Origin of the sequence: Streptomyces sp. NPDC127097 (assembly GCF_042724075.1) — a bacterium.
In the GTDB taxonomy this organism is placed as follows: domain Bacteria; phylum Actinomycetota; class Actinomycetes; order Streptomycetales; family Streptomycetaceae; genus Streptomyces.
The window spans coordinates 54,577-80,490 of the sequence record NZ_JBHXFI010000015.1 but is presented as its reverse complement, the minus strand read 5'-3'; the positions used below and the strand labels follow the sequence as shown (position 1 = coordinate 80,490).

At 66.9% G+C, this 25,914-nt stretch carries 22 protein-coding genes; 15 read left to right on the top strand and 7 right to left on the bottom strand.

The window, feature by feature from the left end:
* Positions 1–63: 63 nt before the first annotated feature.
* Positions 64–636: a GNAT family N-acetyltransferase gene (locus ACFWJW_RS14540; RefSeq protein WP_387239855.1), complete on the bottom strand. Its 573-nt coding sequence runs from the start codon at positions 634–636 to the stop codon at positions 64–66.
* 26 nt (positions 637–662) lie between these two features.
* Positions 663–2,072, bottom strand: coding sequence for a hypothetical protein (locus ACFWJW_RS14535; RefSeq protein ID WP_387239852.1), 1,410 nt, complete (start codon positions 2,070–2,072; stop codon positions 663–665).
* A gap of 412 nt (positions 2,073–2,484) precedes the next feature.
* Here ACFWJW_RS14535 and ACFWJW_RS14530 point away from each other — a divergent pair, with 412 nt between their 5' ends.
* The 9 genes from ACFWJW_RS14530 to ACFWJW_RS14490 all read left to right on the top strand — a co-directional run bounded on the left by ACFWJW_RS14530 (position 2,485) and on the right by ACFWJW_RS14490 (position 11,097).
* Positions 2,485–2,859 (top strand): ATP-binding protein, encoded by a 375-nt coding sequence (locus tag ACFWJW_RS14530; RefSeq protein WP_387239849.1) that lies wholly within the window; start codon positions 2,485–2,487, stop codon positions 2,857–2,859.
* Positions 2,860–2,915: 56 nt separating this feature from the next.
* Positions 2,916–4,331 carry a protoporphyrinogen/coproporphyrinogen oxidase gene (locus ACFWJW_RS14525; protein ID WP_387239846.1) on the top strand — a complete coding sequence of 472 codons (1,416 nt, stop codon included), beginning with the start codon at positions 2,916–2,918 and terminating at the stop codon, positions 4,329–4,331.
* On the top strand, positions 4,328–5,413 hold the full coding sequence (locus ACFWJW_RS14520; protein WP_387239843.1) for a hypothetical protein: 1,086 nt from the start codon (positions 4,328–4,330) through the stop codon (positions 5,411–5,413). Before ACFWJW_RS14525 ends, ACFWJW_RS14520 begins: the two co-directional genes overlap by 4 nt.
* Before the next feature lie 29 nt (positions 5,414–5,442).
* Positions 5,443–5,985, top strand: a complete 543-nt coding sequence (locus ACFWJW_RS14515) for a hypothetical protein (protein WP_387239840.1) — start codon at positions 5,443–5,445, stop codon at positions 5,983–5,985.
* Positions 5,970–7,004 carry a glycosyltransferase family 4 protein gene (locus tag ACFWJW_RS14510; protein ID WP_387239837.1) on the top strand — a complete coding sequence of 345 codons (1,035 nt, stop codon included), beginning with the start codon at positions 5,970–5,972 and terminating at the stop codon, positions 7,002–7,004. The genes ACFWJW_RS14515 and ACFWJW_RS14510 overlap by 16 nt, the downstream gene beginning before the upstream one ends.
* Positions 7,001–8,593, top strand: a complete 1,593-nt coding sequence (locus ACFWJW_RS14505; protein ID WP_387239834.1) for a hypothetical protein — start codon at positions 7,001–7,003, stop codon at positions 8,591–8,593. Before ACFWJW_RS14510 ends, ACFWJW_RS14505 begins: the two co-directional genes overlap by 4 nt.
* A gap of 38 nt (positions 8,594–8,631) precedes the next feature.
* Complete coding sequence (locus ACFWJW_RS14500; protein WP_387239831.1) at positions 8,632–9,114, top strand: NUDIX domain-containing protein; 483 nt, start codon at positions 8,632–8,634, stop codon at positions 9,112–9,114.
* A gap of 7 nt (positions 9,115–9,121) precedes the next feature.
* Entirely contained in the window at positions 9,122–9,907 is a 786-nt protein-coding gene (locus tag ACFWJW_RS14495) for a phosphotransferase family protein (protein WP_387239828.1), read from the top strand.
* A 332-nt stretch (positions 9,908–10,239) separates the two neighbouring features.
* A complete protein-coding gene (locus ACFWJW_RS14490) occupies positions 10,240–11,097 on the top strand; it encodes a hypothetical protein (RefSeq protein WP_387239825.1) in 858 nt (285 codons plus the stop codon).
* Positions 11,098–11,297: 200 nt separating this feature from the next.
* Here ACFWJW_RS14490 and ACFWJW_RS14485 read toward each other — a convergent pair whose 3' ends face one another.
* Entirely contained in the window at positions 11,298–12,599 is a 1,302-nt protein-coding gene (locus tag ACFWJW_RS14485; RefSeq protein ID WP_387239822.1) for a GNAT family N-acetyltransferase, read from the bottom strand.
* A gap of 1,573 nt (positions 12,600–14,172) precedes the next feature.
* On the opposite strand from ACFWJW_RS14485, the gene ACFWJW_RS14480 reads away from it, so the two are divergent.
* From ACFWJW_RS14480 to ACFWJW_RS14455, 6 genes are all read left to right on the top strand, one after another.
* A complete protein-coding gene (locus ACFWJW_RS14480; RefSeq protein ID WP_387239819.1) occupies positions 14,173–15,765 on the top strand; it encodes a site-specific DNA-methyltransferase in 1,593 nt (530 codons plus the stop codon).
* Positions 15,762–18,185, top strand: a complete 2,424-nt coding sequence (locus ACFWJW_RS14475; RefSeq protein ID WP_387239816.1) for a DEAD/DEAH box helicase — start codon at positions 15,762–15,764, stop codon at positions 18,183–18,185. Before ACFWJW_RS14480 ends, ACFWJW_RS14475 begins: the two co-directional genes overlap by 4 nt.
* A 231-nt stretch (positions 18,186–18,416) precedes the next feature.
* Complete coding sequence (locus ACFWJW_RS14470) at positions 18,417–18,977, top strand: hypothetical protein (RefSeq protein ID WP_387239813.1); 561 nt, start codon at positions 18,417–18,419, stop codon at positions 18,975–18,977.
* Positions 18,974–19,654 carry a hypothetical protein gene (locus tag ACFWJW_RS14465; RefSeq protein ID WP_387239810.1) on the top strand — a complete coding sequence of 227 codons (681 nt, stop codon included), beginning with the start codon at positions 18,974–18,976 and terminating at the stop codon, positions 19,652–19,654. Before ACFWJW_RS14470 ends, ACFWJW_RS14465 begins: the two co-directional genes overlap by 4 nt.
* A 440-nt stretch (positions 19,655–20,094) precedes the next feature.
* Entirely contained in the window at positions 20,095–20,856 is a 762-nt protein-coding gene (locus ACFWJW_RS14460; protein ID WP_387239807.1) for a hypothetical protein, read from the top strand.
* Entirely contained in the window at positions 20,853–22,940 is a 2,088-nt protein-coding gene (locus tag ACFWJW_RS14455) for a DNA methyltransferase (protein ID WP_387239804.1), read from the top strand. Before ACFWJW_RS14460 ends, ACFWJW_RS14455 begins: the two co-directional genes overlap by 4 nt.
* 231 nt (positions 22,941–23,171) lie before the next feature.
* Here the strand turns inward: ACFWJW_RS14455 and ACFWJW_RS14450 are convergent, their stop codons facing one another.
* Genes ACFWJW_RS14450 through ACFWJW_RS14435 form a run of 4 tightly spaced genes read right to left on the bottom strand, consistent with a single transcriptional unit; the run spans position 23,172 to position 25,863 of the window.
* Positions 23,172–23,624 (bottom strand): lasso peptide biosynthesis B2 protein, encoded by a 453-nt coding sequence (locus tag ACFWJW_RS14450; protein ID WP_387239800.1) that lies wholly within the window; start codon positions 23,622–23,624, stop codon positions 23,172–23,174.
* On the bottom strand, positions 23,621–23,878 hold the full coding sequence (locus tag ACFWJW_RS14445; RefSeq protein WP_387239797.1) for a lasso peptide biosynthesis PqqD family chaperone: 258 nt from the start codon (positions 23,876–23,878) through the stop codon (positions 23,621–23,623). The genes ACFWJW_RS14450 and ACFWJW_RS14445 overlap by 4 nt, the downstream gene beginning before the upstream one ends.
* Positions 23,856–25,694: a lasso peptide isopeptide bond-forming cyclase gene (locus ACFWJW_RS14440; protein ID WP_387239794.1), complete on the bottom strand. Its 1,839-nt coding sequence runs from the start codon at positions 25,692–25,694 to the stop codon at positions 23,856–23,858. Before ACFWJW_RS14440 ends, ACFWJW_RS14445 begins: the two co-directional genes overlap by 23 nt.
* A 34-nt stretch (positions 25,695–25,728) precedes the next feature.
* Complete coding sequence (locus ACFWJW_RS14435; protein ID WP_018090024.1) at positions 25,729–25,863, bottom strand: lasso RiPP family leader peptide-containing protein; 135 nt, start codon at positions 25,861–25,863, stop codon at positions 25,729–25,731.
* Positions 25,864–25,914 lie beyond the last annotated feature (51 nt).

Here is a 25,914-nt window from a genome sequence, read left to right as displayed (position 1 = left end):
CATGACCGCATGCGTCGGTCATGGCCGGCGGGCGCTCTGCGCTTGGTCACGGCGTGGTGACTGTCATCCCTTGGCCGTCGCGGATCCGTCTGACTCCCGCCATTCGTGATCCAGGACCGAGTACGTGATCGAGTCCCTCCACGCTCCTCGTACGAACACGTGCTCCCGAATGCGGCCTTCCTCCGTCATGCCGGCGCGTAGCAGGGTCTTGGCGGAGGCAGAGTTCAGCGGTGCACGAGCGGCCCAGATGCGGTGCAGGCCAAGGCGGTTGAAGCCGAGGTCGCACATGAGGTGAACGGTTTCGGCGCCCAGGCCCGCTCCCCATGTGTGGGGGCGCAGGGCAAAGCCGATGGTGGCGGCCTTCTGGGCGTGCGGGTCGAGCGCCAGGCGGGCGAAGCCCACCAGGTCCCCTTCCTCCTTGCGGACCACACCGAGGGCGTATTCGGTACGGGGTTGCTCGCCGGAGGAGGCGATGGAGCGGGCGACGATCTCCCCGACCTGTTCACGAGTTCGGGGTTCGAAGCTCAGGTGGCGGGTGGCCTCGGCGTCGCCGTAGATGGCGTGTACGGCGTCCACGTCGTCGCTGGTGAGTTCGCGCAACTGAAGCCGGGGGCCTGCGATGTCGACCGGATGCATGGTCGGGACCCTACTCGCAGGCGGTGTTACCTGGGCAGGGCGGCGACAGGAGCCGCGGTGAACGCCTCGATTTCCTCCCGTGTCGTGCGAGCCTCGGGTGCGGTGAGCCACCGGGGATCCCGAAGCGCGGTGTGGACCTGCCGCACCGAGGCAACGATGCCGTTGATGCGCTGATCGGCGGACAGGTCGAGAACAGGCCGCATGGCCTCGTCGACACCGTCGAGGCTTCCGGCGTGGATGCGGGCGAGGGCAAGGTCGGTGTGGGCGCCGGCCTGGTCGCCGAAAGCCCACTCTTCAGGTTCCGCTTGGCGGTAGGCGGCGACGGCCGCTTCGGCCTGTTGTTGTGCCTCGGGGGCGTCTGGGAGCCAGGCGGTGGCGTCGGCGGCGTAGTAGAGCTGGCGTGGTACGGGGAAGGTCATGATGCCGCCGAACTCGTCCAGGTCGTCGGGGGACGCCGCATCGCGCGCCCGTTCAGCTTCTGCGAGCGATTCCCGTACGGCTGCCACATCGCCGAGTGCGGCTCCGGCACGGGCTTGCAAGCAAGACAGCCATACGGCGCTGGTGCCGGTTACGCCTGCCACCTGGGAGATGCCGAGGGCAGCGTATTTGGAGGCTTCCTGGTGTCGGCCGTCCCAGTAGGCGATCAGGGATTGCAGGCCGCGGACCCAGGCGCGCATGCCGTGGTGGTCGGCGTTGTCCGCGCAGACGTAGGCGGTCCGGGCCTGTGTCATCGCCGATCGCGGGTCGCCGAGGTCGTGGCTGGCCTTGGCGAGCATGCCGGAGGTGATGGCGGAGAGCAGGTACAACTCGCGGGCCTGGCCGGGGCGGACATGGCCGTGTTCGAGGAAGCGGAAGGAGAGGTCTTGGACTTCGACGAGGCCGCCGAGGAGGGGGGCCAGCGGCAGCTGCGGGTAGGCGGCGGCTAGACGACGTACCTCCTGGTGGAGCTCGTCCAGGGTCTCGGGGCCTACGTTGCTGCCTTCTGCCATCGCGCTGAAGCGGAATGCACGGCGAGCTGCCATGGCGACCTGCCTCTCTAACGTGTCCCGGCCGGCGTTGTCGCCTGGAACGGGTCTGCTGGTGAACTCGACGCCGTCGAAGCCGCTGTCTCCTTCGCTGGTTTCGAGCGAGGGCGACGGCGGCCGTGTCGGCATGACGAGCCGAAGCTGGGGAACGGCATCGACTGCGGCACCGCCCTCGTCCGCTGGACCGAGCAGGACGTCGACGGGGTGTCGGAACATGGCCTCCAGTACCCGGCACAAGGCCGGGTAGGGGCGGGTCTTCACCTCGCCCCCGTACCACCGCTCAAACTGCCGCTTCGACACCGTCAGGCCGACAAGCGTCGGATCACGGTCCTGTTCGGCGAGTTCGTTGGCCGTGCGCTCGAAGTGAAGCTTGAAGGTTTCGAACACCTGCCAGTGGCGTCTGGTGATCAATGTCCGTAGAAGAGTGGGCCTTTGAGCCATCAATCCCCCGATGGGTTCCGGTCGGCTCGTCGGTTCGACGGTAGCCCCGCCATGCCGCCATACGGGAGTAAGAGCTGCCGTGTGCGAGGAGATGACGGTGGAGACGGCGGCAACGTGACGGTACCCATGTCGTCCACTTCGCCAAGCCCGAATCAGACGTCGGCACTCATGTCGTGGTGAGGCGTGCCGCTTGGACGTCAGGCTCGATGCCCGCCCTGAACGCGAGCGACGAGGTGGTGTTCCGGCAATGCCAGCAGCAGGAGACAGCGCGATGCGGCGACAGGCAGAGCCCCGTACCGCGATTCGGCGTGCGGAGGCCGTTTGGAGCGACAGCGGACCACCCCTGCGGCGCGAGCGGACCTTCTCTCCACACGGCTCGTCCGTGAGTGAGGCACGCAAGTTCGCCGTCGAGGCTCTGTCGTCTTGGGGAGTCCGGGACCGCCTCGATGACGTGTGTCTGTGCCTGTCAGAGGTCGCCACCAACGCGCTCGTACATGCAGGTCCGCCCAGCTTCGGATTTCGGGCACGGCTAGTCATCAGCGGATCGGTGGTTCGGCTGGAGGTTCACGATCAGGATGCGGACCGGCCGCATCGGAAGCATCCGCGCCTTGATGACACCTCGGGTCGCGGCCTGCTCCTGGTAGACGAACTGTCCGATGGGTGGGGCGTGGACGAGCAGCACGGCATCGGCAAGACCGTCTGGATCACCTTCAAGATCACTGCCCCTGGCCCTCGCACGCCCAAAGGCGAGATCTGACGGGGATGCGACCTGTTCACACCGATCACGAACGCCTTTACAGGAAAGAGGAATCCATGCCCAAAGCCCAAGATCCCTTACCCGGCCGCATCGTCATCCTCGGTGCCGGCCCCTGCGGACTGGCGTGCGCGAGCGAACTGGACCGGCTCGGCCACCGCAACTGGACCCTGCTGGAGGCGTCGCCCACCGTCGGGGGGCTGGCGTCATCCGTGGTCGATCGTGCCGGCTTCACCTGGGACCTGGGTGGCCACGTGGTCTTCTCTCACTTCGGAGAGTTCGACCGGCTCCTGGGCGAGCTCTTCGCCCCGCATGAACTGCTGCACCACGACCGGTCCTCGTACATCCGATTCCGCGACCGCTGGGTGCCCTACCCCTTCCAGCAGCACCTCCACTGCTTGCCGCAGGCCGACGCCGAAGCGTGCCTGGTGTCGCTGACCCACGCCTGCCAACAGCGCGAACAGACCCTGCCGACCGACACCGACTTCGCGACGTGGCTCCAGGCCCAGTACGGAAGCGGCCTCGTCGAGCGCTTCTTCGCCCCGTACAACACCAAGGTCTGGGCGATCTCACCAGAGAAGATGAGCGCAGGCTGGGTCGCGGAGCGAGTGGCACCGGTCGACCTCGACGAGATCCTGGCAGCCTTCTACGGTGTCAAGGCCCCCATGCAGCGGTGGGGACCGAACTCCAAGTTTGCCTTCCCCTCCATCGGGGGAACTGGAGAGATCTGGCGACGACTGGGCGCCCGCCTGGGCCACCGAGTTCGCACCCGAGCCCCAGCCACATCGATCGACCCGAGCGCCTGCCTCGTGAGACTGGAGAGCGGGGAGGCGGTCCCTTACGACCAGGTCGTGGCCACCATGCCACTGGACCGACTCGCCGCCATGACGACGACGAGCCCACCTGACGTACGGGAGGCGGCCCGCCGGCTGAAGCACACCACCGTCGCCATGGTCGGCCTCGGATACCGAGCCCCCACCCTGGACGAGCGGTCATGGTTCTACTTCCCAGAGGACGACGTGCCGTTCTACCGCGCCACCAACTTCAGCAAGTACGCGCCTGCCAACGTCCCCGGCGCCGACACCACCGCCTTCAGCTCATGGATGACGGAGATCTCCGTGATGCCCGGGACTCGGGTCAACCAGCGTGCCCTGGCGAAAGCCGCCGATGCTGCGCTGCGGCGACATCGCCTGGTTCCCGGGCTGGCCGAGCTGGCCACAGCCCATGTGGAGATGATCCCGTACGCCTACCCGATCCCCACTCTGGACCGGGACGAGGCGCTGGCGTTGACGGTGCCGTGGCTGGAAGGCCAAGCGATCTACCCTCGCGGCCGGTTCGGTACCTGGCGGTACGAGATCGGCAACATGGACCACGCGGTGAAGATGGGCGTCGATATCGCACGCCGTCTGGTCACGGGGGCCACCGAGGAGCTTCTCAGCAGCCAGGACGCGGTTCCCGCGGGGAGCCGCTCATGACCACCACCACGACGACGTCCGTCACCTTCGCCGGACACGTCTTCGATGTCGAGGTGGACCAGGACTTCGCCGTCGAACAGCGCACTCACCTGCACAGCTTCGTCCCCGAGGCCGCGCTGGCCCCACCCTGTGGTCGGCTGTCCAGCATCCGTATCCGCCGCAACCGTGAGCTGTTCGTAGACCGGACCGCCCGCCTCCAGACGGTGCAAAGCCGGTGCGTCGAGCCGTTCCGCGGCGAGCCGTACCTGCGGTCGCGGGTGGGTGACGTGGACTGGTGGCGCCCTCATCCCCGCTCGCACCTGTCACAGGATCATCTCTATGCGCACGACTCCACCGGGCGCCTGCACATCGTCCTCGACCCTGATGCACATCGCGGAGAGCGCTATCTGCTGCGCATCGTCCGGGAAGTCGTGATGCGGTGCGGCGAAGACCGGGGCTGGACCGCGTTCCATGCCGCCGCGGCGTCCATCGACGGAAACGGGGTGCTCATCGCCGGACCCACCACAGCCGGCAAGACCACCGTGCTCGCCGCTCTCGCCTGCCACCGCCGAGCGGACCTGGTGGCCTCCGATCGCGCGATGCTCACTCAGAATGCGGCCGACGTCATCGGTGTCCCACTGTCCATCCGCATCGCGGGAGGCACACTGTCCGCTCTGACGCCGCGCGAGGCCCTGCCACCGCACCGGGTGCTCCCTCGCACGTTCGGTACGGATCAGAAGGCGAGCTGCACCCCGCGGGATTTCGCCGCCGCCTTCGCGGCCCAGGTCCGCGAGGGCGCTCCACTGCGCCTCGTGCTTCTGCCCCGGCTTCGCGACGATGACACCCCGCTCAGCATCCAGCCGCTGCACGGCGAAACCGCCCGTGCCGACCTGGCCGCCGCGTGCTGTACCCCGGACGACGAGGACTGGCTTCACCCATGGTTCGTCTGTCGGGGCCGGTCGGTGGAGGGACTGCGTGCTCAGGCCGGTCAGGTGCTGGACGACCTGGCCACGAAAGTCCCGGTGTTCAGGGTCACCGCCGGTGTGCGTACTCCCCACTTGCTGGAACGCCTCGCCGACACCGTTGCCAGGAGGCTCTCGTGATCCCGAAGCGCATCGCTGTTGTAGGTCCCGTGGCCTCTGGAAAATCGACCATCGCCGCCGAGATCGCCGGTCACACAGGACTGCCTCACCTGGACCTCGACAACCTGTTCTGGGGAGCGGGCTGGACGCCGGTCGACGCCGTGATCTTCCAGAAGCGGGCCAGGGAAGCGCTCGGCGCAGAGACCTGGATCGCCGATGGCAACTACGGCGGACCTGTCGGCGAGATGCTGCTGGGCCACGCGGAGCTGGCGATCTGGCTCGACCTCCCCCTGCGCACCTGCCTGCCCCGGCTGCTCAAGCGCTCATTCCGGCGAGCCGCCCGTGGCGAGGAGCTGTTCGCCGGCAACCAGGAGACCTTCCGGCATCTGTTCGCCCGGGACTCGATTCTCCTCTGGGGCCCGGCCCATCACCGTCAGCACCGCCGTCGCTGGCGCCACCACCTCGGCCCCAGCAAGCCGCATGAGCTGCCCGTGCTGCACCTCACCAGATCCACGGCAGTTGCGCCGGCGCTCCGAGACATGAGTCTGCTGCCCCCAGTCGCGAGGGCGGTGGCACCGTGCCGCACACCGTGATCGCCTCGGCCGTCCGCGTCCCCTGGCACAGCCACCATGGGGGCTACGACCGGCTCCTTGATTACCTGCCGGAAGCCGAGCGCATCACCGCGCCACGGGGAATCACCAGCCAGAAGATCGCCACCGCAGCCCATCACTGGCTTCGCCGCCGCTGCCCCCTGCCGTTCTACCCGGCCGAACACTTCGCCACGGATGCACGCGTCTTCGCCAGACGCGGGCCCGCCCACATCCTCTACGGCGACGAGCAGTTCTGGTTCTCCCGCCACCGACCGGGCCCGACCGCCGTCACCTATCACCAGCCACCCGCACACCTGGCCCGCTTCATGCCGGCCACGAACTGGCGGCGGCTCGCCGCACACGCAAGCCAGATCATCGCCCTCGCCCCTGACCAGCTGGCCTTCTTTGCCAACCACCTGTCCGAGGAGCGCGTGCACCTGATCCCGCACGGCATCGACACCGCCGCCTTCGCGCCGTCAGGAGTCCCGAAGCCCGGCGGCCGACCATTGATCCTGACTGTGGGCTGGTGGCTGCGCGATTGGGACGTCCTGGACACGGTCCACGACCAGCTCCATCGACGGCACGGCAACGACATCGAGCTCGCCGTCGTCACCCGTCAGGCCGACCGGCGCACCTGGCACCCGGCCGTGCGCGTGCTGGAAGGAATCAGCGAACTCACCCTCACCCAGCTCTACCGCCAGGCCACGGCCGTCTTCCTCCCCCTGACGGAGGCGACCGCCAACAATGCCCTCCTGGAAGCCCTGGCCTGCGGAACCCCGGTAGTCGCCACCGACACCGGAGGCATCTCGTACTACACGGGCCACGGCTCGGCCGCCTCGCTCACACCGCCCAGTGACGCAGCTGCCGCCGCCGAAGCCGTCGAAACCCTCATCGGCGAACTCGGAACCGCAGCCCACGCTGCACGACGTGCCGCGGCCCGGGAGCGCGCCGAGCTCTTCGCCTGGCCGCGCATCGCCGATCAAGTTCGCTCCGTCTACCGCCTGCTGGAGGACGAACGATGATGCTGGCCGAACTGTGGCTCCACTACGCCGTTCCCGTCCTGCTCGTGCTCCTGCTGGCCCGCGGGCTCTGGGCACTCGTCGCAGTCGAACTCTGTGCCCGTTGGCTGCTGGACAACGCACGCCGAGACCCCGTCTCGGCCGACGAGGACGGGCCCTGGCTGGTGGTCCTGCTGCCCATGCTCCGCGAGCAAACCCTTGCCCCCGAGACGATCGCCGCCTTCACGGCCCTCGACTACCCACGAGAACGTGCAGTGGTCGTCGCCATCACCACCGAACGAGAAGAGAACGCCCGTCGGCGCGACCGTGGTCGCCTTCGGGCACTGGCGGACACCAGCTGCCTCACCGAGGCGCAACTGCGCGGGGCATTCCCCCGCGCCCGCTGCGGCGACGTCGCTGACGAGGTCAACGCCGCGCCCAGGGAGAAGCGCCTCCCCCTTCTCGCCGAGCTATACGACTCAGAGCCCACGACACGCGAAACCGTCGCCGCCCTGGCCGAAGGCCAGCCAGCCGTGGGGCTGCGTCTGGTGCACCTGCACCAACCTGACTCTGGCGGCCGTAAGGCCGGACAGCTCAACCACGCCGTTGACCGCGTCGACGAGATTCTCGGCCCTCTCGGTTGGCACGACGAGAACGACGCGGACAGCACCTTTCTCTGCGTCTATGACGCCGACGCCACCCCGGACGTCCGTACGCTGACCGCCTTCGCCGAGACGGCTACTCGCCACAGGGCCCTCACCGGCCGGCCACCGGCCCTGATCCAGCAGCAGCGCTTGCCGCTGCTCGGCCGCCGTCCCTTTCCGCCTGGCAGCACCGGCTTGTTTCTGGCGGGGGAATGGCTGTACCAGCTCCGCCGCTCACTCGGCATCGAACTCGCCCGAATCCGCCTGACGCAATGGCTCACCACCACCCAAGTCCCTAGCTTTATAAGGACACTGCTGCGGCCAATGGTCTACGGCGTCGGCTGTGGCATGACCGTCCACCTGCCGACCCTACGAACCCTCGGTGGCTTCCCCGAACCCATGGAGGATCTCGGCACCGGCCACCGCCTCTCCCTCCTCGGCGCCGACATCGCACCCGCCACCGTCGCCGTCCTGGACGAGCCGTACACCGAGCCACACGGCCTGACCAACCTCCACGCCCTCGCCTTCCACACGTCAGCCCGACCGGACCGCCATGCGAAGGCCGTCGCTCACCTGCCGAGCGCTCTCACCCGCATCGGCAAGGCGCTCTTGGTACTCCGGGAATGGGCCGACGAGGTGGCCTGGGCTGCCGGCGCCCCGCTGATCGCCGCCGCGATCGTCTCCGCCGGGTGGGCCGGTCCGCTGTGGTCTGCGCTTGCCCTCACGGGCGTCCTGCTGCATGGCCCTGTCCTGACCGTCCGACTCATCGGGCTGGCCCCTGCCCTCCATGCCGCGGTCGTATCCCCAACCGGCCGCATCGCTGCTGCTCCATGCCCTACACGCGGCCGCCGAGCAGGCTTGATCGCAAGCAGCCCCGCCCAACCGTTCATCCGTCTCGTCGGCCCCTGGCGGATGATCTTCCGCCGCATCACCGGACACGCGACCACCTTCGGCAAGACTGAGCGCTGAAGCACCACCCAATCCACACCAGGAAGTTGGACCAGCAAGTGACTGAATCCGCCACCCCCGAAATTCGCACCTCCGCCAAAGCCGTTGTCCTCCACGACGACCAGATCCTCCTCATGCGTGCCGTCTGGGAGGACCAGGAGTGCTACTTCCTCCCTGGAGGCGGCCAACACCCCGGAGAGAGTCTCGGCGACGCCGTCGCGCGCGAAGTCGACGAGGAAACCGGCCTGACCGTCACCGTCGAGCGGCTGCTGTGGCTCCGTGAATACATCGGCGCCAACCACGACCACCCCGAAAGCGAAGCCAACACCCATCGCATCGAAGCGATCTTCCTCTGCACCCCCACCAGCGGTCCCGGCCAGCTCGGCGGCCATGCCCAGGACGAGGTGCAGACCGGCCTGGAGTGGGTACCGCTGGGCAAGGTCCCTGCCCTCAACCTGCTGCCGCAGGCCATCCGCCAGCCAATCGCCTCCCTCACGGAGACGCCCAAGCCCCCCGGCACCTACCTCGGCGATGTCGCCTGACAGCGCTATGCACGGTATCGACGGCCGCGTCCCGCTCAGCGCCCGCGAGATCACCACCGGCCAGGCCAACCGCGTCTGGTCGGTGGAAGGACCAACGCCGTACATCCTCAAGCACTACGGCGACCCGAGCCGCGCCGCCAACGAAGCCGCCGCTCTCCGCCTCCTGACCAGCCACCGTGCCCCATGTCCACAGCTGCTCGCCGCGTCCAGCGGCAGCAGCACCCCTCCATGGACCGCGCAGGCCGCACTACACGCGAAGCCTGTGCCCATCGACCGGTTCCTGGCAGACCTCGCCGAACCGCTGGCCGTCATCCACCGCATCCCCGGCACGCACTTCGGCCGCCTCGCCGACGGTCGACAACACCACAGCTGGACCGACTACCTCCACGACCGCCTGCGCACGTACGCGGCTGCCGCCCCGGCCCTACGCGCCGTGGCCCGACGCCTTCACCAAGAAGTCGACGTCAGCGACAGCGCCATCCAGCCAGTGCTGCTCCATCACGACTTGCAGCCAGGCCACCTCCTTCGCGAACCCGCCGGTTCCCGACTGCTCATCGACTGGGAGCTGGCCATCTTCGGCGACCATCTGTCCGACCTCGCTCGCCTCGCCGTACGCCTTGACCTCGACGACCCCACGCCCGTACTCGCTCTTGTCAGTCGACCCGATGCCACGGCCGAAGGCCGACTCCAGCTGTACTGGCGCATCCACCTGCTCGCCGACGCTGCGCTGAGCACAGACCGTGCCGTACGGAAACGGGCAGCCGGGAGGCTAACTGGTTCGAGCGTCACGTAGCTGCTGGGACTGCATAACCTCTGGTCCCGCGAGTGATCTCTTGGGGCGACGATAGGACTCCCCGTTGCGGGCCGTCGAGGGTCTCGCGCGCTTCGCCATCGAACCGTGCGAAGACGAACGCAGTCGCATTGCCGTCACGGCACTGAACGGCGTTCGAATCGTCGTCCTCGGACGGTCAGGCGGCATGTGAGCGACAGTGGCGTCACAGCCTGTCTCGCTGAGACGTCCCAATCAGCGCTCCAACTTTTGGCATTCGGGCTGCTCTCCAGCAGGTAAGTGGATTGGATATCCCGGTTTCTTGCTAGCTTTCGGTCCGCCCCCAAGGAGGTCCGGTGTCATCTTCCTCATCTGCCAACGCGTCAGCAGATCTGCGAGTTGAGCCGCTCGATGGCGTGCTCGACGAGGTCGAGCGTGCACTTCGAACACAATTGGACCGGGGTTCTCTGGTGCGCAAGCGTCGAACGCTGGGGGCGCCTACAGATCGTGGCACGTGGGTGCGGGTTGAGCGGCGTTGCTTTGACAAGATCGGCAGCCAAGGCTGGAACGGCACCGAATGCGCTGCTCTTCTGGAGGGGGTGTCGAAGCCGCAATGGCATCGAGGAGCTGCGTGGAGACAGCCTGGGGACGCCGTGATGTGGCGGGCCGATGAGACGGACCTTCTGCCCGGAGCGCCCGTCGGCAACAGTGTCCTAGCCGCCGAGCCGGCGCTGCCGGACGACTGGTGGCAGGCGTTCAATACGTCGCTGGATGCCTTGGCCGAGCAGCACACGAGGCGCGTCGCCACCCCAGACACCGTGATGATCACGCAGAGCCGTGTCGCTGAAGCGGTCCATCGTTTTCTCCCCGGTGGTGTCGATGCGACAGTGAGACGGTGGCTGCCGGCGCACGCGGATCTGAATTGGGCGAACGTGACCGGGCCGAAGTTCTGCCTGTTCGACTGGGAGGACTGGGGCGTGGCTCCTCAAGGGTTGGATTCTGCGTCACTGTGGGGCAACTCCCTTGCCGTTCCGGTTCTGGCGGAGCGCGTCCGCCGCGAACGGTCCAAGGATCTGGAGAGCCGGGATGGCAAGCTAATGATCTTGTTTATCTGCGCGAAGATCCTGGTCCCGGACGCCCACCCCGAGGATCCGCGCCTCGAACCCGCACGCCACATGGCGGCACAGATCGCCGAGGACCTTCAGAGATGTTGACGGTCTCTGTCCGCGTAGGCGCCGTCGGTAGCCATTTCGGGGGCAGGCATCCGAAGTGAACCTTTGGTCTGAGGACTGCACGTCATGTCTTATTGAGGCTTACTGGCGGCCGCGGACCACGAGGGGTAGGAGCAACTTCGGCGGGCAGCGCCTACCTTTGGTACTGCCCGCCGGCCGGCGGCACGGAACCTGCCGGCGGGTCAGCTGACCCAGATGCCTGCGGGTGACACCCGGCGTGCGAGGCGTTGGCCCGCGTCACTGACCGGGCTCGACCAGGACACATCGGGGATCTGGCATCCGAAGTCGTCGGCGAGTGCTTGCACGAGCGTGGCGCCGACGCCTTGACGGCGGTAGGAGTCCGCCACCCAGACGAGGATGATCTGTGGGCGCAGGGTGTCATCCTCGTCGCCGTACTGTGACCCGTCGATCAGATCCCAGCTGCGGTGCTCGCTGGTGTCATGGGCGGCGAGGTAGCCGATGACGTACCCGTTCACCTTCAAGAGGTATGCGCGCATGTTGTCGGGGGTCGCCTCAGGCTCGTCAAGGTGGGACCACGAGCGAAAGTCGTAGTGGTTCTCTTTCTGTGGCATCCGCGCCACTTGGTAGGTCAGCTTCCTCCACGAAATGGGTGACTGCGTCGTCACGACGGCCAGATCACCCCACCACTCCAGGTTCCTGGGTACCCGAATGCCGAAAGCCCACGCCGCGTGGTGAGCGGTGTGCTCCTTGCCGTCGCCAAAAGGCTCCCGCAAGTCCATGCCACAAGGGCAATCGCGGCTACCCGGCGTCTCCACAGCGCGGAAATGAACGGGTGTTGCGCCGTAGCTGAGGCCCTGGTCTCGGCCGCCCACCCAGGGACGGACGGGCGCATTTTCCGATTCGACGTAACCGGTCCAGCGATCCTCCCAGCCGGGGTACTGCTCGGGAAACATCTCCCGTCGCTGCTTCTCGGCGAGCGACAGCGTCGGCCGTACCCACACGCTCCCGGCGGTCGCCCGACCGTTGAGGCGCACTCCGCGCCCTTTGGCCTTGCCGCGCAGGAACCTCAGAAACGCGCCGGGCTGCGAGTCGAAGTCGACGCCGCGGACCAGCTCCCGCTCGCCAGGAGCAAGCCAGTCATCGATGGGGAGCGCCAGCCGGTCGGCGAGCGCATGGAGCCCGCTGTAGTCGCGTTCGAGCTCGGCTAAGCGGAGCGCTTCGACCGTGGCCTCGGCATGCGGGAACTGGACGAACAGATCGACCCAACGTGGGCCGTTCCCACACGAGAAGCTTCCCGGGAAGCCGTCGTACCAGATGCGGTCGATTGACGCGTCGCGCGCCCTGTCGACGGCTTCTGTGTAGGCGGTGGGCAGCTCGAGGTCGTCTCTACGCGAGGAAGTGGAGTCGACGTACCCATCACGATCGAGGCTGATCTTGGCGTACCAGCGAGTGGCCCGGACGCGGATCTTCCGGGAGCGCCAGTCGCGTGGGTCGGGGTCGAGGTAGATGGTTCGCTCGGTCACGTGTTCTGCTCCTGCCCTGCTGCTTGTTTCCTCGCCGCCCTGCGTGCGATGGCTGCGGCCGGCGAACATGCCTCGCCTATGCTGCCCCTGCGATGCTCGCTGGACGGCCGAACCGGTCAACCTCATCCGTCTCTTCGGTATCAACCCCGGCCAATGGGAGTGGAGTACGTACATGTTGCGCATCCGGCCACCAGGTGGCACCGACTCCGCGGACGGCTCACGTTGGATGTCCAGCCCTCCTCCAGGAGGCCGCAAAGACTTGCCTGGCGGAATCGCCCGGCGTGGGTCGCAGAGGGGGCCATGCGTCATGAATGGACGCCATCCGGGGCATCCAGGGCATTCCGCGCCAAATCGGCGAAGGCTGAGAGCTTCTGTTTCAGCTCTGAGGCTGCTTCGTTCACGTTCCGGGAGCGTTGCCCCAACGCCGAGTCGGTGTACGCCTGTCGGGCGTGGATAAGGGAATAGGACCGGGCGTTGCTAGTCGCCGTGGTAGCGAGGTTCACGATGTCTTCGGCTAGTTCGGCGACGCTGCGTGGCCCTTCGATCACGACAATTGGGCCGGCGGTTCGTACTGCGGGAAGTAGAGCTGATGCCTCCTGCCAGGCCACATTGAGTTCCTCCGGGGAGTGATCTCCCCGGATCGCGGCGTATGCCATAGAGGAGAGGTTCCCGAGTGCCTCTTGGTGCGCGCTGATGGCTTCAAGAAATCGGCTGTAAACCTCGCGCCGTCCCTGGCGTCGCCAGTGTGAATGCTGGCTGCGCCCTTGAGCTCGTCCGGACAGCGCAGCCGCGCCGATGGTCCCACCCGCGCCGAGGAGACCTCCCACTGCCGCACCGAGAAGGGCAGCCACTCCAGCGTCCATCTCGACACCCTTGCACCTTCACCAAGGTGACCGGGGGCAATCTTAGGAATCCACGGCCACCCATGCCTTGTCACAGGGCTACTGGCGGACCCGAAACGGGAGCGAGCAACATGTCCGACGCCACTGTCAATGCAGATCCGCGCGGCTGTCACGTGATTCCGGCAGCGTCGTCGCACCGCCGGCCCACCAGGAGGGCATCGCTGTCGGGGGCGACCACCGCCCAGGGCTACCCGCCGCGCCTGCGCGTCTGACGGCGTCGAGTCCGCTAGGGCCCGTTTTGTGGTGGGGCGAGCTCTCGTAGCGCTTCGCGACCTGTAGGACCACCTCTGCTCACCGACAAGGCAGTCATCTGTATCTCGTCCAGGAGATTGCCGACGTCTACCTCGTGCGGATTCTCTTCCGCCTCACGCCTCTCGTGGAGTCAAGGGTGCGAGGCTCGCCATGGACGACATCCGCTCATCACCGGACTGCTACGTCGTCCACAAGGCGGTGATCGCCACGGGCATCTCCGAGTAGTAGGGGCCCGAGGCCGGCTAGGAGGTTGTGAGGCGCCACACACCGCCTGTGCTGGATGGCGCCTACTTGCAGAACTGCAGCACCGACGACTCGCAACCGCCCGTCGCTGTCGGCGGTGGCCGGTACCTTTGCAGTGAGTGTTGTGGTCTGCGTCTGAATCGCGGACCGATCGAGGTGCATGGGAGTGGTCGCGGGTGACGAGTGGGCGCCTGACCCTGTCGTGGGTCGGCAGGGATGAGGCCCTGCGGAACACGGCGGATGGCGGATACGAGTGGGTTTCACGGCAAGACCCGCGGGTTACAGAAGTCCGGCTACTGCAGGAAACCGGCAAGGCCGGCGATGTCACCGGCACGGCAGCGGACAACCTTCTCATTCACGGCGACAGCTATGACGCCCTGCATGCTCTGGTTCGTAACCCAGAGTACGGTGATCACTACCGCGGTAAGGTGAAGCTCGTCTACATCGATCCGCCATTCAACACGGGCCAGGCTTTCCAGCACTACGACGACGCGCTCGAGCACTCTGTCTGGCTCACGATGATGCGTGACCGACTTCTGCTTATCCGCGACCTCCTGGCCCCCGGCGGATCGGTCTGGGTGCATCTGGACGATGCCGAGATGGCGTACTGCCGCGTTCTCATGGACGAGGTCTTCGGGCGTGGCAACTTCGTCGGGACCGTCGTCTGGCAGAAGATCCACGCTCGCAACAACTCAGCCCAGCACCTCTCCTCGGTGCATGACTACCTCCTTGTCTACGCCCGCTCCAAGAGCGATCTTGTGCTCAACAAGATCGATCGCACTGAGTTGAGCGATCAGGAGTTCTGGAACCCGGACAACGACCCTCGTGGCCCTTGGCGCAGGTCGGACCTCACGGCCTCCCACGCATACGAGGACGGCCGCTATGAGGTGGTCGGTCCACACGGCGACGTGTTTTCCCCGCGAGGCAACCGTTGGTGGTCGTGCTCAAGGGAGACATTCGACGGACTACGTGAGGACAACCGGCTCTGGTGGGGGAAGACGGGGCGCACCTTCCCGTTCCGAAAGCGATTCCAGTCGGAATTGGGCGGCCTCGTGCCTACCACTTTCTGGACGCACGACGAGGTCGGCGACAACCGCCAGGCGAAGGCTGAGGTGACCAAGCTCTTCGACCGGTCGCGGATCTTCTCGACCCCGAAGCCTGAGGCTCTCTTGAAGCGCGTGATCCAGATCGCCACTGATCCGGGTGACGTTGTCGTCGACATGTTCGCCGGTTCGGGCACTACAGCTGCGGTAGCGCACAAGATGGGGCGCCGCTGGGTGACCGCCGAGATCCTCGACGAGACGGCTGAGACCTTCACCCGGCCCCGGTTGGAGAAGGTCGTCGCTGGCGACGATCCGGGAGGCGTCACCAAGACCGTTGGATGGGAAGGCGGAGGCGGCTTCAGGAGCCTCAAGGCGGCACCGTCCGCGTTCGAGATCGTAGATGGCCGCGTCTTCCTCGCGGATTGGGTCAAGGGCGAAGACTTTGCCTCCGTCGTCACAGCCCAGTTGGGCTTCATGTACGACAGCACCGACGATGGGCCGTTCTGCGGCACGAAGGGACGTGCTCGGCTGGCCGTTGTCGACGGCGTCGTGGACGAGGTCGTGGCCCGAGGCGTTATTGGGCATTTGGATGAGGGAGAACGAGCAGTGATCGTCGGCAGGGGCGTCACGCCCGAAGCTGAGAGTCTCGTTGCGGAGCTGAGCCGGGGGTCCAAGGTGCTTAAGGCACCTCGCGACCTGGTGCGTCGCGGGAAGGCTGTGCGATGACCTGGATCGACTATGACGCCTCGCTTGTGGACGACATCGCGGCGAGGTTGGACCTTCGGGCACCCAACGCATCCGCCGTCCGCGCGGTTGCCGAGGAGATCGCGGACGGGGATGGCCGCGAAGTGGTGTGCGATCTGGCGACGGGTGTCGGCAAGACGTACATCCTTGCCGGCCTGGTGGATTACCTGACCGCGCAGGGAGTTCGGAACATCCTGGTCGTCACGCCGGGGACGACGATCCAGGACAAGACGGTCGCCAACTTCACCCCTGGGCATGCGAAGTTTGTGCAGGGCAGCGATGCCGAGCCGTTGGTGATCACCTCGGAGAACTTCTCTCGAGGGCAGGTGGGCGACGCGCTGCACGACACCACGGTCACGAAGCTGTTCGTCTTCAACGTGCAGCAGTTGATCCGGCCCAGCGACAAGACGTCCAGGCGGGTCCGGGCCCGAGACGAGTTCATCGGCACGGGCCTCTATCAGCACCTTCAGCAGGTAGAAGACCTTGTAGTCATCGCGGACGAGCATCACGTCTACAGCTCAAAGGCCAAGTCATTTAACCAGGCCATCGAGGACCTGGGTGCGCGAGCAGTCGTCGGACTCACCGCAACACCCGCACCAGGTGTGAAGCCGATCTTCCAGTACTCCCTCGCCGAGGCCATTGCCGATGGCTTTGTGAAGGTCCCTGTGATCGTCTACCGCCCGGATGGCCGGAAGGACGAGAGCACGGTCCTTGCCGACGCCTGCCACCTGTTGCGGATAAAGGACGCCGCCTGGACTTCATGGGCAGAAGCGCAAGGCAGGACGCCCGTGCACCCTGTGCTGTTCGTGGTATGCCGTGACATCCCTGACGCCGAGCGCGTCGCAAACAGGCTGACAGCCGATGACATGTTTCCCGGTGAGAGGCAGGTGCTCACCGTCACCTCGCAGTCGAGCGACACCGCGCTGCGGGCCTTGGCTGCGGTGGAAGAGGCCGACTCGCCGGTGCGCGTCGTGGTCTCGGTGAACAAGCTGAAGGAAGGCTGGGACGTCAAGAACATTGGGGTCATCGTCGGCCTGCGGGCTCTCGCGTCGGAGACCCTGACGGAGCAGGTCCTCGGCCGAGGGCTGCGGTTGCCCTACGGGCGGCGGGTCGGTACTCCCATGGTGGACACGGTTGACCTCGTTGCCCACGAGTCTTACCGGCAACTCCTGGCGAACAAGGATGCGCTGCTGCAACAGGTTCTGCCCGCTGACGGTGGTGACCTGGACAAGGGCCGTCCGCGGCCGGCCCCTATTGCGGACCAGCCGAGCAGCGGCGATGAGCAGCAGATCCTGACCTTCACCTCCCGTCCGCGTGTCATCGGTGACGACTTGGTGGACGGCTCTCCGCTGCTGCACGTGGAGTCGTTTGACGCTGTCATGGCCCAAGGCAAGCGTGACACGAAGGCCGTCGCAACGCTTCGCGCCAAGGTCGCCGGTGCGCCGACGATCCGCTTCCCCAGGCGTGAGCGGGAGATTCTTCCTGTTCGTTTCTCCTTCAGCTACATCGACAACGCGGCCGCGCGGTCTGAGGGCGCTGCCTACAAGCACGAGTTCAAGGTCCCGTTGGTGCGGCAGGCGGTCGACGCCCAGCGTGGGCTGGACAGCAAGGTGGGCACGTTCGTGACGGCAGCCGAATCGGTTGACGCCACCCAAAAGTTCATCTCAATCTCCGAGCTCCGCAACGATCTCTTTGGGCGGATCTGGAACAGCGGTTACGTGGAGGAGACGCTTGCCGAATCCCGAGCGGCCGAACGCGTTGTCCGCGAGTTCTTGGCGGGAGCCGGCGTCACCGCGGAAGACCAGGAGCACGAATGGGGTGAACTGCGTGCCGCCCAGGCAGCCACTGCCCTCGGCAAGTTGGTCAAGACCGCCTACGACACCCGTAAGCTCCAGCCCGCTTACGCCTTCCGTCCGGTAGACGTCCCGACTGTCCCCCCGCCGCCCATGCCCTCGAACGTCGTCAGCAAGTGGGCGGATTTCCGTAAGGACCTTTGGTACGAGGGCTGGGAGCACTCGGTCGAACCGGTTGCCTCCTTCGACGCCGGCAGCACCGAGTACGCCATGGCGCACCTGTTCGACGCGAGCCCCAGCGTTCAGTGGTGGCTGCGCAACTACGACCCAGGACCCATCTGGATCGAGCGGGACAACGGGAAGAAGTACTATCCGGACTTCATCGTGCTTGACGCCGCAGGAACGTACTGGGTCGTGGAGGGCAAGGCCAACGACCGAGCGAATGACCCCGAGGTGCTGGAGAAGCGGCGAGCTGCTGAGGATTGGGCGCGCTTCGTCCGGGACTATGGCGAGTTCGGCACGTGGCGGTACATCTTCGCGACCGAGAAGATCATCAAGGACGCCAAAGGGTCGTGGGAGTCTCTGATCGCGCTGGCCAAGCCGGAATGAGCACTCTCACTGCGTGAGTGGACTGGGCGGCGCCACGGTGGATCCGACGTCAGGGCGTTGAAGGCATGGCACCTCTGGTCCGGGGAAACGGTGCCCTGCCTGCCTCGGCGACTCCCGGCGCCGACACCACCGCCCTGTCTCAAAGACTTGTGGCGCGCCTGCCACTCGTGACAGGCGCGCCACAAGTCGATCAGCATCAACGGCCATAGGTCTTCTAGGCAAGGGGGAGCCGTGAACCCGTTCGAACTGCGCCGCACTGAGCAGGCGCTCCGCGAAGCGCTACAAGGAACCGCGTTGGCCTGGGTTCTCGATGATGTCGATGCCGCGATTGCAGCAGGCGTGCCGGAGGAGAAGATCCTGCGTCGGCGTCCCCAACGCCGCGGTGATGAGCCCCATGCCGCAACGCCGGCATCGGCAGCGCTCCGCTACGAGGCGGTGGATCGGAACCTGCTTGGCGCCGGTGAGTATGAGGCGTCACGCAAGCGAGGGACGCTGGTTATCGCTACGCGAGCCATGACGGACCAGGAACGTGTCCAGCTGCTGCTTGATGCGGTGAGGCGGGTGCTTGTCGAACTGCCTGAGATCGAACTGGAGACGCTCAAGACACTTCAGACGGAGCCCGACGGCGAGGACGGTCGCCGCACCATGGCTGAGGGAGTCGTGTTCGAACCAGACGAAAGCACTCGGTCGCGTCGCAGCCGAACGGAGATCCTGGCGAACCAGGTGCCCCTGGATCGGCGTGAACGAGTCAGCCAACTGGTGACTGCGGTGTCGCGGGAGGTGCAGAGGTGACTGCGGTCGATGAGCTGATCGGGGAGATCAAGAGCGTTCTGGCGGCGGGGACGATCTCGTACGACGCCGCATCGAAGCCGTCCGATGTTTACGAAGGGTTCATTTTTTCGCTGATCGTGGCTACGGCGAGTCGGCATGGCGCCACCGTCAGGTATGAAGATGTCTACGGGGCTAAGGTCAACAACCTCATCTTCCGGACAGGGCCGGGGCATCTCTATGGGGACAGTCAGCCCTTCACCCACGCTGTGATCGAGTTCGACGGTGCTCCCACCCTCGAGGTCCACCTTGGCGTCTTCGTGACCGGCTCGTCAGGCGTTCGCCACGAATGCGACGTGTTGGTACTGCCCGCCGAGGAGGCGGCCTTGAGCCGTGAACAGGAGGTCGAGCCGCGCGGAAGTCAGAGCATCCTCATCGTCGAGTGCAAGTACTATGTGTCCAACCTCGGCATCGGGCTGGCGCGGAACTTTGAGGGCCTGCGTGCCGACATCCGCACTCAGAGCGAGCTCTTCGTCTCCAACATCGGTTCACCGAGCATCGTCAGGTATCTCGATGCTCGGAAGCGAGGCTTCGAGCGCGATGTGGTGCCCAACTCGCCGCAGGCGGGTTACCTCCAGGCAGAGATCAGGAAGACCTTCAAGAGTTACCTGAATAAGCATTCGCCCTCAACGGTGATCTGAGGCCGTCGATCAAGCCTGCGACGGTTGCGATCTGCGTGAGCGCTGCGTGAGCGGACCGCGCAGCACTCATTGGATTGGGCGTCAGACGCACGAGGTCGACAAGCCTCTGACCAGCCAAAACAGGATCTGACATGATCATCCGGCAGTGCCCGTCATGATCCCGCACCCCCTCGTAATGCGTAGGTCTCGGGTTCGAATCCCGAAGGCGGCTCCGAGACGAAACCCCAGGTCACGCTTTTGACCTGGGGTTTCTTCGCTTTTCGGCCTTGGAGCCGCGGGATCTCGGGGCTGGTCAGGGGTCGCGCACAGGGATTCGGCAGTCCTGGGGTGGGGGCGTTCCGACGGTCGGGAACGGTTCGGAGTGGGCGACCTGTTCTGTAGCCTCGGGGCATCGCCCATGAGCGGCGGTCCGGGTGGACGAAGAGTGGCAGAGGGTGGCAGTGAGCGCGGTCGAGCAGGTGTTTCTGGAGTGCGAGCGCGCTCGGGCGGACGGTGACTTGATCCGGCGTGTCTCCGCCAGCGACAAGGAGTACCACTTCCAGAACTGGGTGCAGGAGCGTATTGAGGCATGCGGGCTGCCGTACGACGAGCCCGGCCGTAACACCTATCCTGATTTCCGCCTCATTCATCATCCGGAGGGGTACGAAGTCAAGGGTTTGGAATTTCCCGGCCGCGAGGCCGACTACGACTCCAACTCTCAAGTGCCCACTGGCAATCACGGTGGGCGCGAGGTCTTCTACGTGTTCGGCCGTTACCCGAAGTCGGAGCGCGGCGTCGATGAGTACCCGGTGGTGGATCTGGTGATGTGCCACGGGAGCTTCCTCAATGCCGATGGTGCGTATGTCCACAAGAACAAGTCGTTCCGTGGCTTCGGCTCATACGGCGATATCCTGGTTCGCGACCGCAAGATGTACGTCGTCCCCACACCGTTCGCCTTGGCTTCCGGCACCGCTGGGCTCGCGACTCTGATCATGCCTGCCGATTTCCGGCCTCAGTCGGATGCCCTTGTGCAGGTGGGTGAGCTCGACCGGATGGAGGCTGACGAGGTCATCGTGTCGTACGAGTTCAACCTCCAGACCAACGAGATGGTGACGCACACGGCACCGAACCCCTATGCCGGTACGGTCCAGAGTTTCCGGGCCTATCGCTCGCGCGGCGCGGGCGACTCCAAGCGGGTTTCCCTCGCCAGGGGCCGGCTGTGACAGCCGTGGTGCCCTCGCGTACCAGCCTCGAGTCAACCTTTCCGGCAGCGATGCTCAGCGAGGTCGGTACGAAGGAGTCGTGGCGCAAGGAGGTCCACCGCCCGGCCACCAGCACCCACAAGTGGTGGGCGAAGCGCCTCGGCACCGTTTTCCGGGGGATTCTTACGTCGGCGACGACACCTGATGGAGCCGATGCCGCAGAGGCATACGGGTCGTCGCTTGATCTGGCGGGTGCCGTGGTGCTCGACCCGTTCTCCGGCTCGGGTGTGACCGGCGTGGAAGCCCTCAAACTCGGGGCCAGGGCCGTTTGCTTCGACATCAACCCAGTGGCGACGCTTGTCCAGCGCCAAGCTGTTCAGTCGTGGGACCTCGGGGCACTGGAAACCGCCTACCAGGCGGTCGAGTCGGCCTGCCGGTCAGAGGTTGACCGCCTCCACCGGACAGAGGACGGGAGAACCGTTCTCTACTATTTCTGGGTCGCGACCGTCGATTGCCCTGATTGCTCCGAGGTTGTCCGGCTATTCGACTCGCCGGTCTTCTCCAAGAATGCGTATCCGAAGCGAGTTCCCAAGGCGCAGATTGTCTGCCCCGAGTGTCTCGCCGTGCAGGAGAGTCGGTATGACTTCGATACCGAGACCTGCGCGAACGGCCACCTCATCACTCAGCGTGGCGCAGTACGGGGCCAGTTGACGACCTGCCGGCAAGGTCACCGCTTCAAGACCTCCGCTGCCCTCGGTGGCGCGCGACCGGGATACGAGATGTACGCCAAGATGGTGGCCAACTCTGACGGGTCAAAGAGCTACGAGGCCATTACCGATTGGGATCGCAAGCTCTACGACGAGTGCGTCGAAGCGCTCGCCGGTCTGCCGGAGTCCGCCGTACTTCCGCGCGGCGGGCTGACGTCAGGAAACAACACCAACCAGGCCCTGAAGTGGAATTTCCGCGAGTGGCGCGACTTTTTCAATGCGCGCCAGTTGGTTTCGCTCTCGCTCATCGCGACGGCAATTCGCGACGTGGCCGGTCCTGCGCCGGAACGTGAAGCGCTGTGCGCCCTGTTCTCCGGAACGCTGGAGTTCAACAACCTGTTCACTTCGTTCAAGGGCGAGGGTACGGGCGCTGTCCGGCATATGTTCAGTCATCACATCCTGAAGCCGGAGCGGACGCCGCTGGAGGCTCATCCTTGGGGAACGCCGCAGTCCTCGGGTGCGTTCTCCACGCTCTACAAGAGCCGCCTGCGCCGCGCCCACGAATACAAAACGAAACCCGTCGACCTCATTGACCGAGGTGCCGGGATCGAGCGTGTCACGGGGTTGTCAAAGCCGCTGGGTGTGACCATTGCCGACTCATGGGAGTCCTTCGCCTCGGCTGCGGGTCGGGCGGCCTATGTCGCCACCAGAAACGCGGCAGAAATGGATATCCCGGACGGGTCGGTGGACCTGATCGTCACTGATCCGCCCTATATGGATAACGTCCACTACGCGGAGCTCGCGGATTTCTTCCACGCGTGGCTCCAGTGCATGCGGCCGTACGCCGGGTACTCCGACGCGGCAACGACCCGTCGAGCAGGCGAGGTCCAGCATGCGGACCCGGTGGAGTTCGGTAAGGCGATCGAGGCTGTGTGGACCGAGTGTGCACGGGTCTTGAAGCCGGGTGGCCTGCTGGCCTTCACCTTCCACCAGGCTCGGATGAGCGGGTGGGTGCGGGTGGTTGAGTCGCTCCGCCGCTCCGGTTGGGTCGTGATGGCCGTCCAGCCGGTGAAGGGCGAGATGACGACCAGCATCGTCAAAGCCGGAGCTCGTGAGCCCTCCAACCTCGACAGCGTCGTGGTGTGCCGCAGGGGCGCCGACGGAGCGACGAATCCGAACCTCTCGATGGCGGAGGCTCTGGCCACTGCCACAAAGGAGCTGGCGGGCCTTCGAGATCGCGGAATCGATGTCGGGGCCGGCGATGTCAGGTCAGTCGTCCGCGGGTCGCTGCTGGCCTACCTCGCCTCCACGGGCGTTGACCTCGATGAGTCAGTGACCACGCGGGTGGACTCGCTGGCGACGGAGAGCATCGCGACGCTGCTCGGCCGGCCCGACTGAACGGGCCCCCGAGGGCGCGCGCGTGGCCGGTGCTCCCGGTTCTGGTCGCCGCGACAAGCTCGGTCTCCCCGAGAGCGGCGCCGATCACCGGCGCGTCCTGGCGGTGCCGGCCTACCTGCGGCAGTGACAGGGGGCGGGCAATTGTGGCCGTCGGCTCCGCGCCGGCCGGCCCGAACTGTGCGCGGTGCAGTGCCGCGTAGGAGGCGTCAGCAGTGTCCCGGGCCGTAACTGCTAGGTAGCTGTGCCGCCCCCGCGCCCACCACCCCCCGCCCCCACCGCAGGTATCGCGATCAGCGGCTTGTAGTGGCCCTTGGGGTGGGGTTCGCCGATGGGGTGGTTGTGGGCTTCTACCCAGGCGTGGGCGGCGAAGGGGTGGGTGCGGATGCCGGTGCACCAGGTGGGCCAGGAGCCGTGGGCGCGGCAGAGGAGGGCGGTGGCGATGGAGCGTTGCAGGCAGCCCTGGCCGGCGCAGCGCAGGCTCACGGAGACGACGGCCTCGCGGGCGGCGAGGGCCTGGTCGGGGGTGGCCGGGGGTGCGCCGCGGCGGGCGAATTCCAGGACGGTGCGCAGCCGGGCGGGTTTGGCCTTGGCCAGCAGGCGGGCGATGCCGACGGCCAGCAGGGGGACGAGGCGGCGGTGCAGCGGGAGTCTGCGCCGTTCGGACAGGGCGACGGGCAGGCTCACGCGATCACCAGCCGGGCGGCGTGGAGTTGCTCGATCACCGCGGCCACGTCGCGCTCGGCCCGCTGGTGGTCGATGTGGTGCCGGGCCGCGACCTCGGCGGCGATCCGGGGGGCCGCGTGGCCGTCGAGCAGTTGGCGCAGGACCTGGCCGCCGGTGGCGTTGAGCTGCCAGTACCGGCCGGTGCGTTCGTTGAGCAGGACCGTGCCGTCGTCGGTGTCGGTGGTGACCACGTCAGGATGCAGGCGTACGGACATCGTCGGACCTCCGGGCAGGGGTGGGGCGGGTGGCGGCGCGCAGCCAGAGTTCGCAGCCGATCAGCGGCTCCAGCGCGATGCCCATGGCGTTGTCGGCCTGGGGGGAGAGCAGTTGGGTGCGCAGTTTCCCGGGATCGATCAGGCCGTGGGCGGCCAGGGCGGAATCGGTGAACAGGTCGAGGATCGCGGGGAGGTTGCGGCGCAGCCCCGTGCTCGCCTCGTCGCTGAACTCGCCCTTGGTGCCGCGGCCCAGCACGCTCCCGGGGACGATGCCGCGCATCGCGTCGGCCAGCAGCGGCTTGTAGCGCCAGGGGCCGGCGTGCTCGTGCACCCGGACGCCCAGGACGGCTTCGACGACCCGGTCGTCGAAGAACGGGGCGTCCAGTTGCACCCCGGCCTCGGCGAACGGGCGGGCCAGCAGGCGGTACCAGGGTGCGCTGGTGCGCAGGGCGACCAGGGTCTGGTGCTGGCCCAGGTCGGTGGAGAGGGGACGGGACCGGTCGGCGGTCCGCCGGAGTGCCGCGCGGGCCGCGTCGGTGGCCGTGCCGGTGGCCCAGGACGGTGCGCGCAGCGGCCACAGGCCCCAGCCGAGGCTGGGCCGGCGCTTGCGCAGCGGCGGGTCGGTGAGGTGCTCGGCCTGGGCGCGCCACCAGGCCGCCTCGTCCCCGGGGCGGGTCAGCGCGGCCAGGGTGTGCAGTATGGGCCAGCGTTTGAGGGCGGCGTATCCGCGGACGTGCCGGAGGGCGGTCAGTGGACGGCGGCGGAGCAGCGGGTGCAGATAGCCGGGGAAGGGGGTGAAGAGTTCGTCGCCGCCGTGGCCGGCCAGGTGGCGGCGGGCGCCGCGGTCGGCGAGGAGGTGTGCGGTGTACCGGGTGCGGGCCGCGGTGCGGACGAAGGGGTACGGCTCCTCGGTGTCCATGAGGGCGTCCGGGTCGGCGAACAGCGGCGGGAGGTCGCCGGGGGGCACCACGAGGTGTTCGGCGCGGTCGAGGGCGCTGATGGAGTCGGCGGCGAAGGCGGCGTCGTCGTTGCCCGCCTCGGCCTCGCCCCAGCGGAACGTCAGCAGGTCCGGGGTGTTCCGGGCGGCGAGGAAGCAGAGGGAGGTGGAGTCCATGCCTCCGGAGAGATCGCTGCTGAGCCGGCCTTCGTCGGGCGTGCGGTCGTGGAGTGCGGTGGTGAGGGCGTCCCGCACGGCTTGTGCCCCTGCCGACAGCGGGGCTTCCGGGGCGGGCGGCTGCCACCAGCGCAGGGTGCGGGCCCGTTCGCGGTCCCAGACCAGGCAGTGGTCCGGGTCGAGGGCGGTGATGCCGGACCACAGGGGCTGGTCGGCGAGCGGGGAGGGGAGGAGGCCGCCGCAGGCGATGCGTACGGCCAGGGCGCCGGTGTCGATCCCGGCACCGGTCATCGCGGCGAGCACATCGGCCCGGTCCGCGGCGATGTCCACCTCGTCGACCCGGGTGTGGAAGACCCGGCGCAGTCCGGTCAGGCTGCCCTGGACGCGGACCTGTCCGCCGACCGAGGCCACCACATGGCAGGCCCCGGGCAGGGCGGCGGCCAGCGCGTCCACGTCGGACACCGTCCGTATCCGGGCGGTGAGTTCGGACAACCGGGTGGCGGTGACCGGGCAGACCCCGGCCACCGCCACCTGCACCGGGCCCGCGGTGGCCACCCGCAGTTCCGCGGGTGACCAGGCGCCCACCAGCCACGGCCGGCCCGACGCATGCGAGAGCACCCGCGGGGACGCCCAGGGCGCCGCCGCGTGAACCTCGGCTGCGGCCGCCGTGTCCGGCAGAACCACGAATCCGGCACCGGTCATCTACTACTCCTGAGAGTGATCAGGGACGGGACGGTCAGCCGCCGTAGTGGCCGAAGATGTCCTTGCCCCAGCCGATGAAGCCCAGGGTGTCCTCGTTGAACTCGCCGACCTCGACCAGCATCGGGGCGGCGTAGGGCTCCACGGTGGACAGCTCGTTCTGCTCTTCCATCACAGCCTCCTTCAGTGAAAGCAGGTGGTCAGGCGGCCACCTGCGGTAAGG

Bases quoted from the DNA above. Each gene is read 5' to 3' on its own strand.
- ACFWJW_RS14540 (WP_387239855.1), bottom strand. From the start codon at position 636: ATGCATCCGGTCGACATCGCAGGCCCCCGGCTTCAGTTGCGCGAACTC.
- ACFWJW_RS14525 (WP_387239846.1), top strand. From the start codon at position 2,916: ATGCCCAAAGCCCAAGATCCCTTACCCGGCCGCATCGTCATCCTCGGT.
- ACFWJW_RS14520 (WP_387239843.1), top strand. From the start codon at position 4,328: ATGACCACCACCACGACGACGTCCGTCACCTTCGCCGGACACGTCTTC.
- ACFWJW_RS14505 (WP_387239834.1), top strand. From the start codon at position 7,001: ATGATGCTGGCCGAACTGTGGCTCCACTACGCCGTTCCCGTCCTGCTC.
- ACFWJW_RS14495 (WP_387239828.1), top strand. From the start codon at position 9,122: ATGCACGGTATCGACGGCCGCGTCCCGCTCAGCGCCCGCGAGATCACC.
- ACFWJW_RS14475 (WP_387239816.1), top strand. From the start codon at position 15,762: ATGACCTGGATCGACTATGACGCCTCGCTTGTGGACGACATCGCGGCG.
- ACFWJW_RS14445 (WP_387239797.1), bottom strand. From the start codon at position 23,878: ATGTCCGTACGCCTGCATCCTGACGTGGTCACCACCGACACCGACGAC.
- ACFWJW_RS14440 (WP_387239794.1), bottom strand. From the start codon at position 25,694: ATGACCGGTGCCGGATTCGTGGTTCTGCCGGACACGGCGGCCGCAGCC.
- ACFWJW_RS14435 (WP_018090024.1), bottom strand. From the start codon at position 25,863: ATGGAAGAGCAGAACGAGCTGTCCACCGTGGAGCCCTACGCCGCCCCG.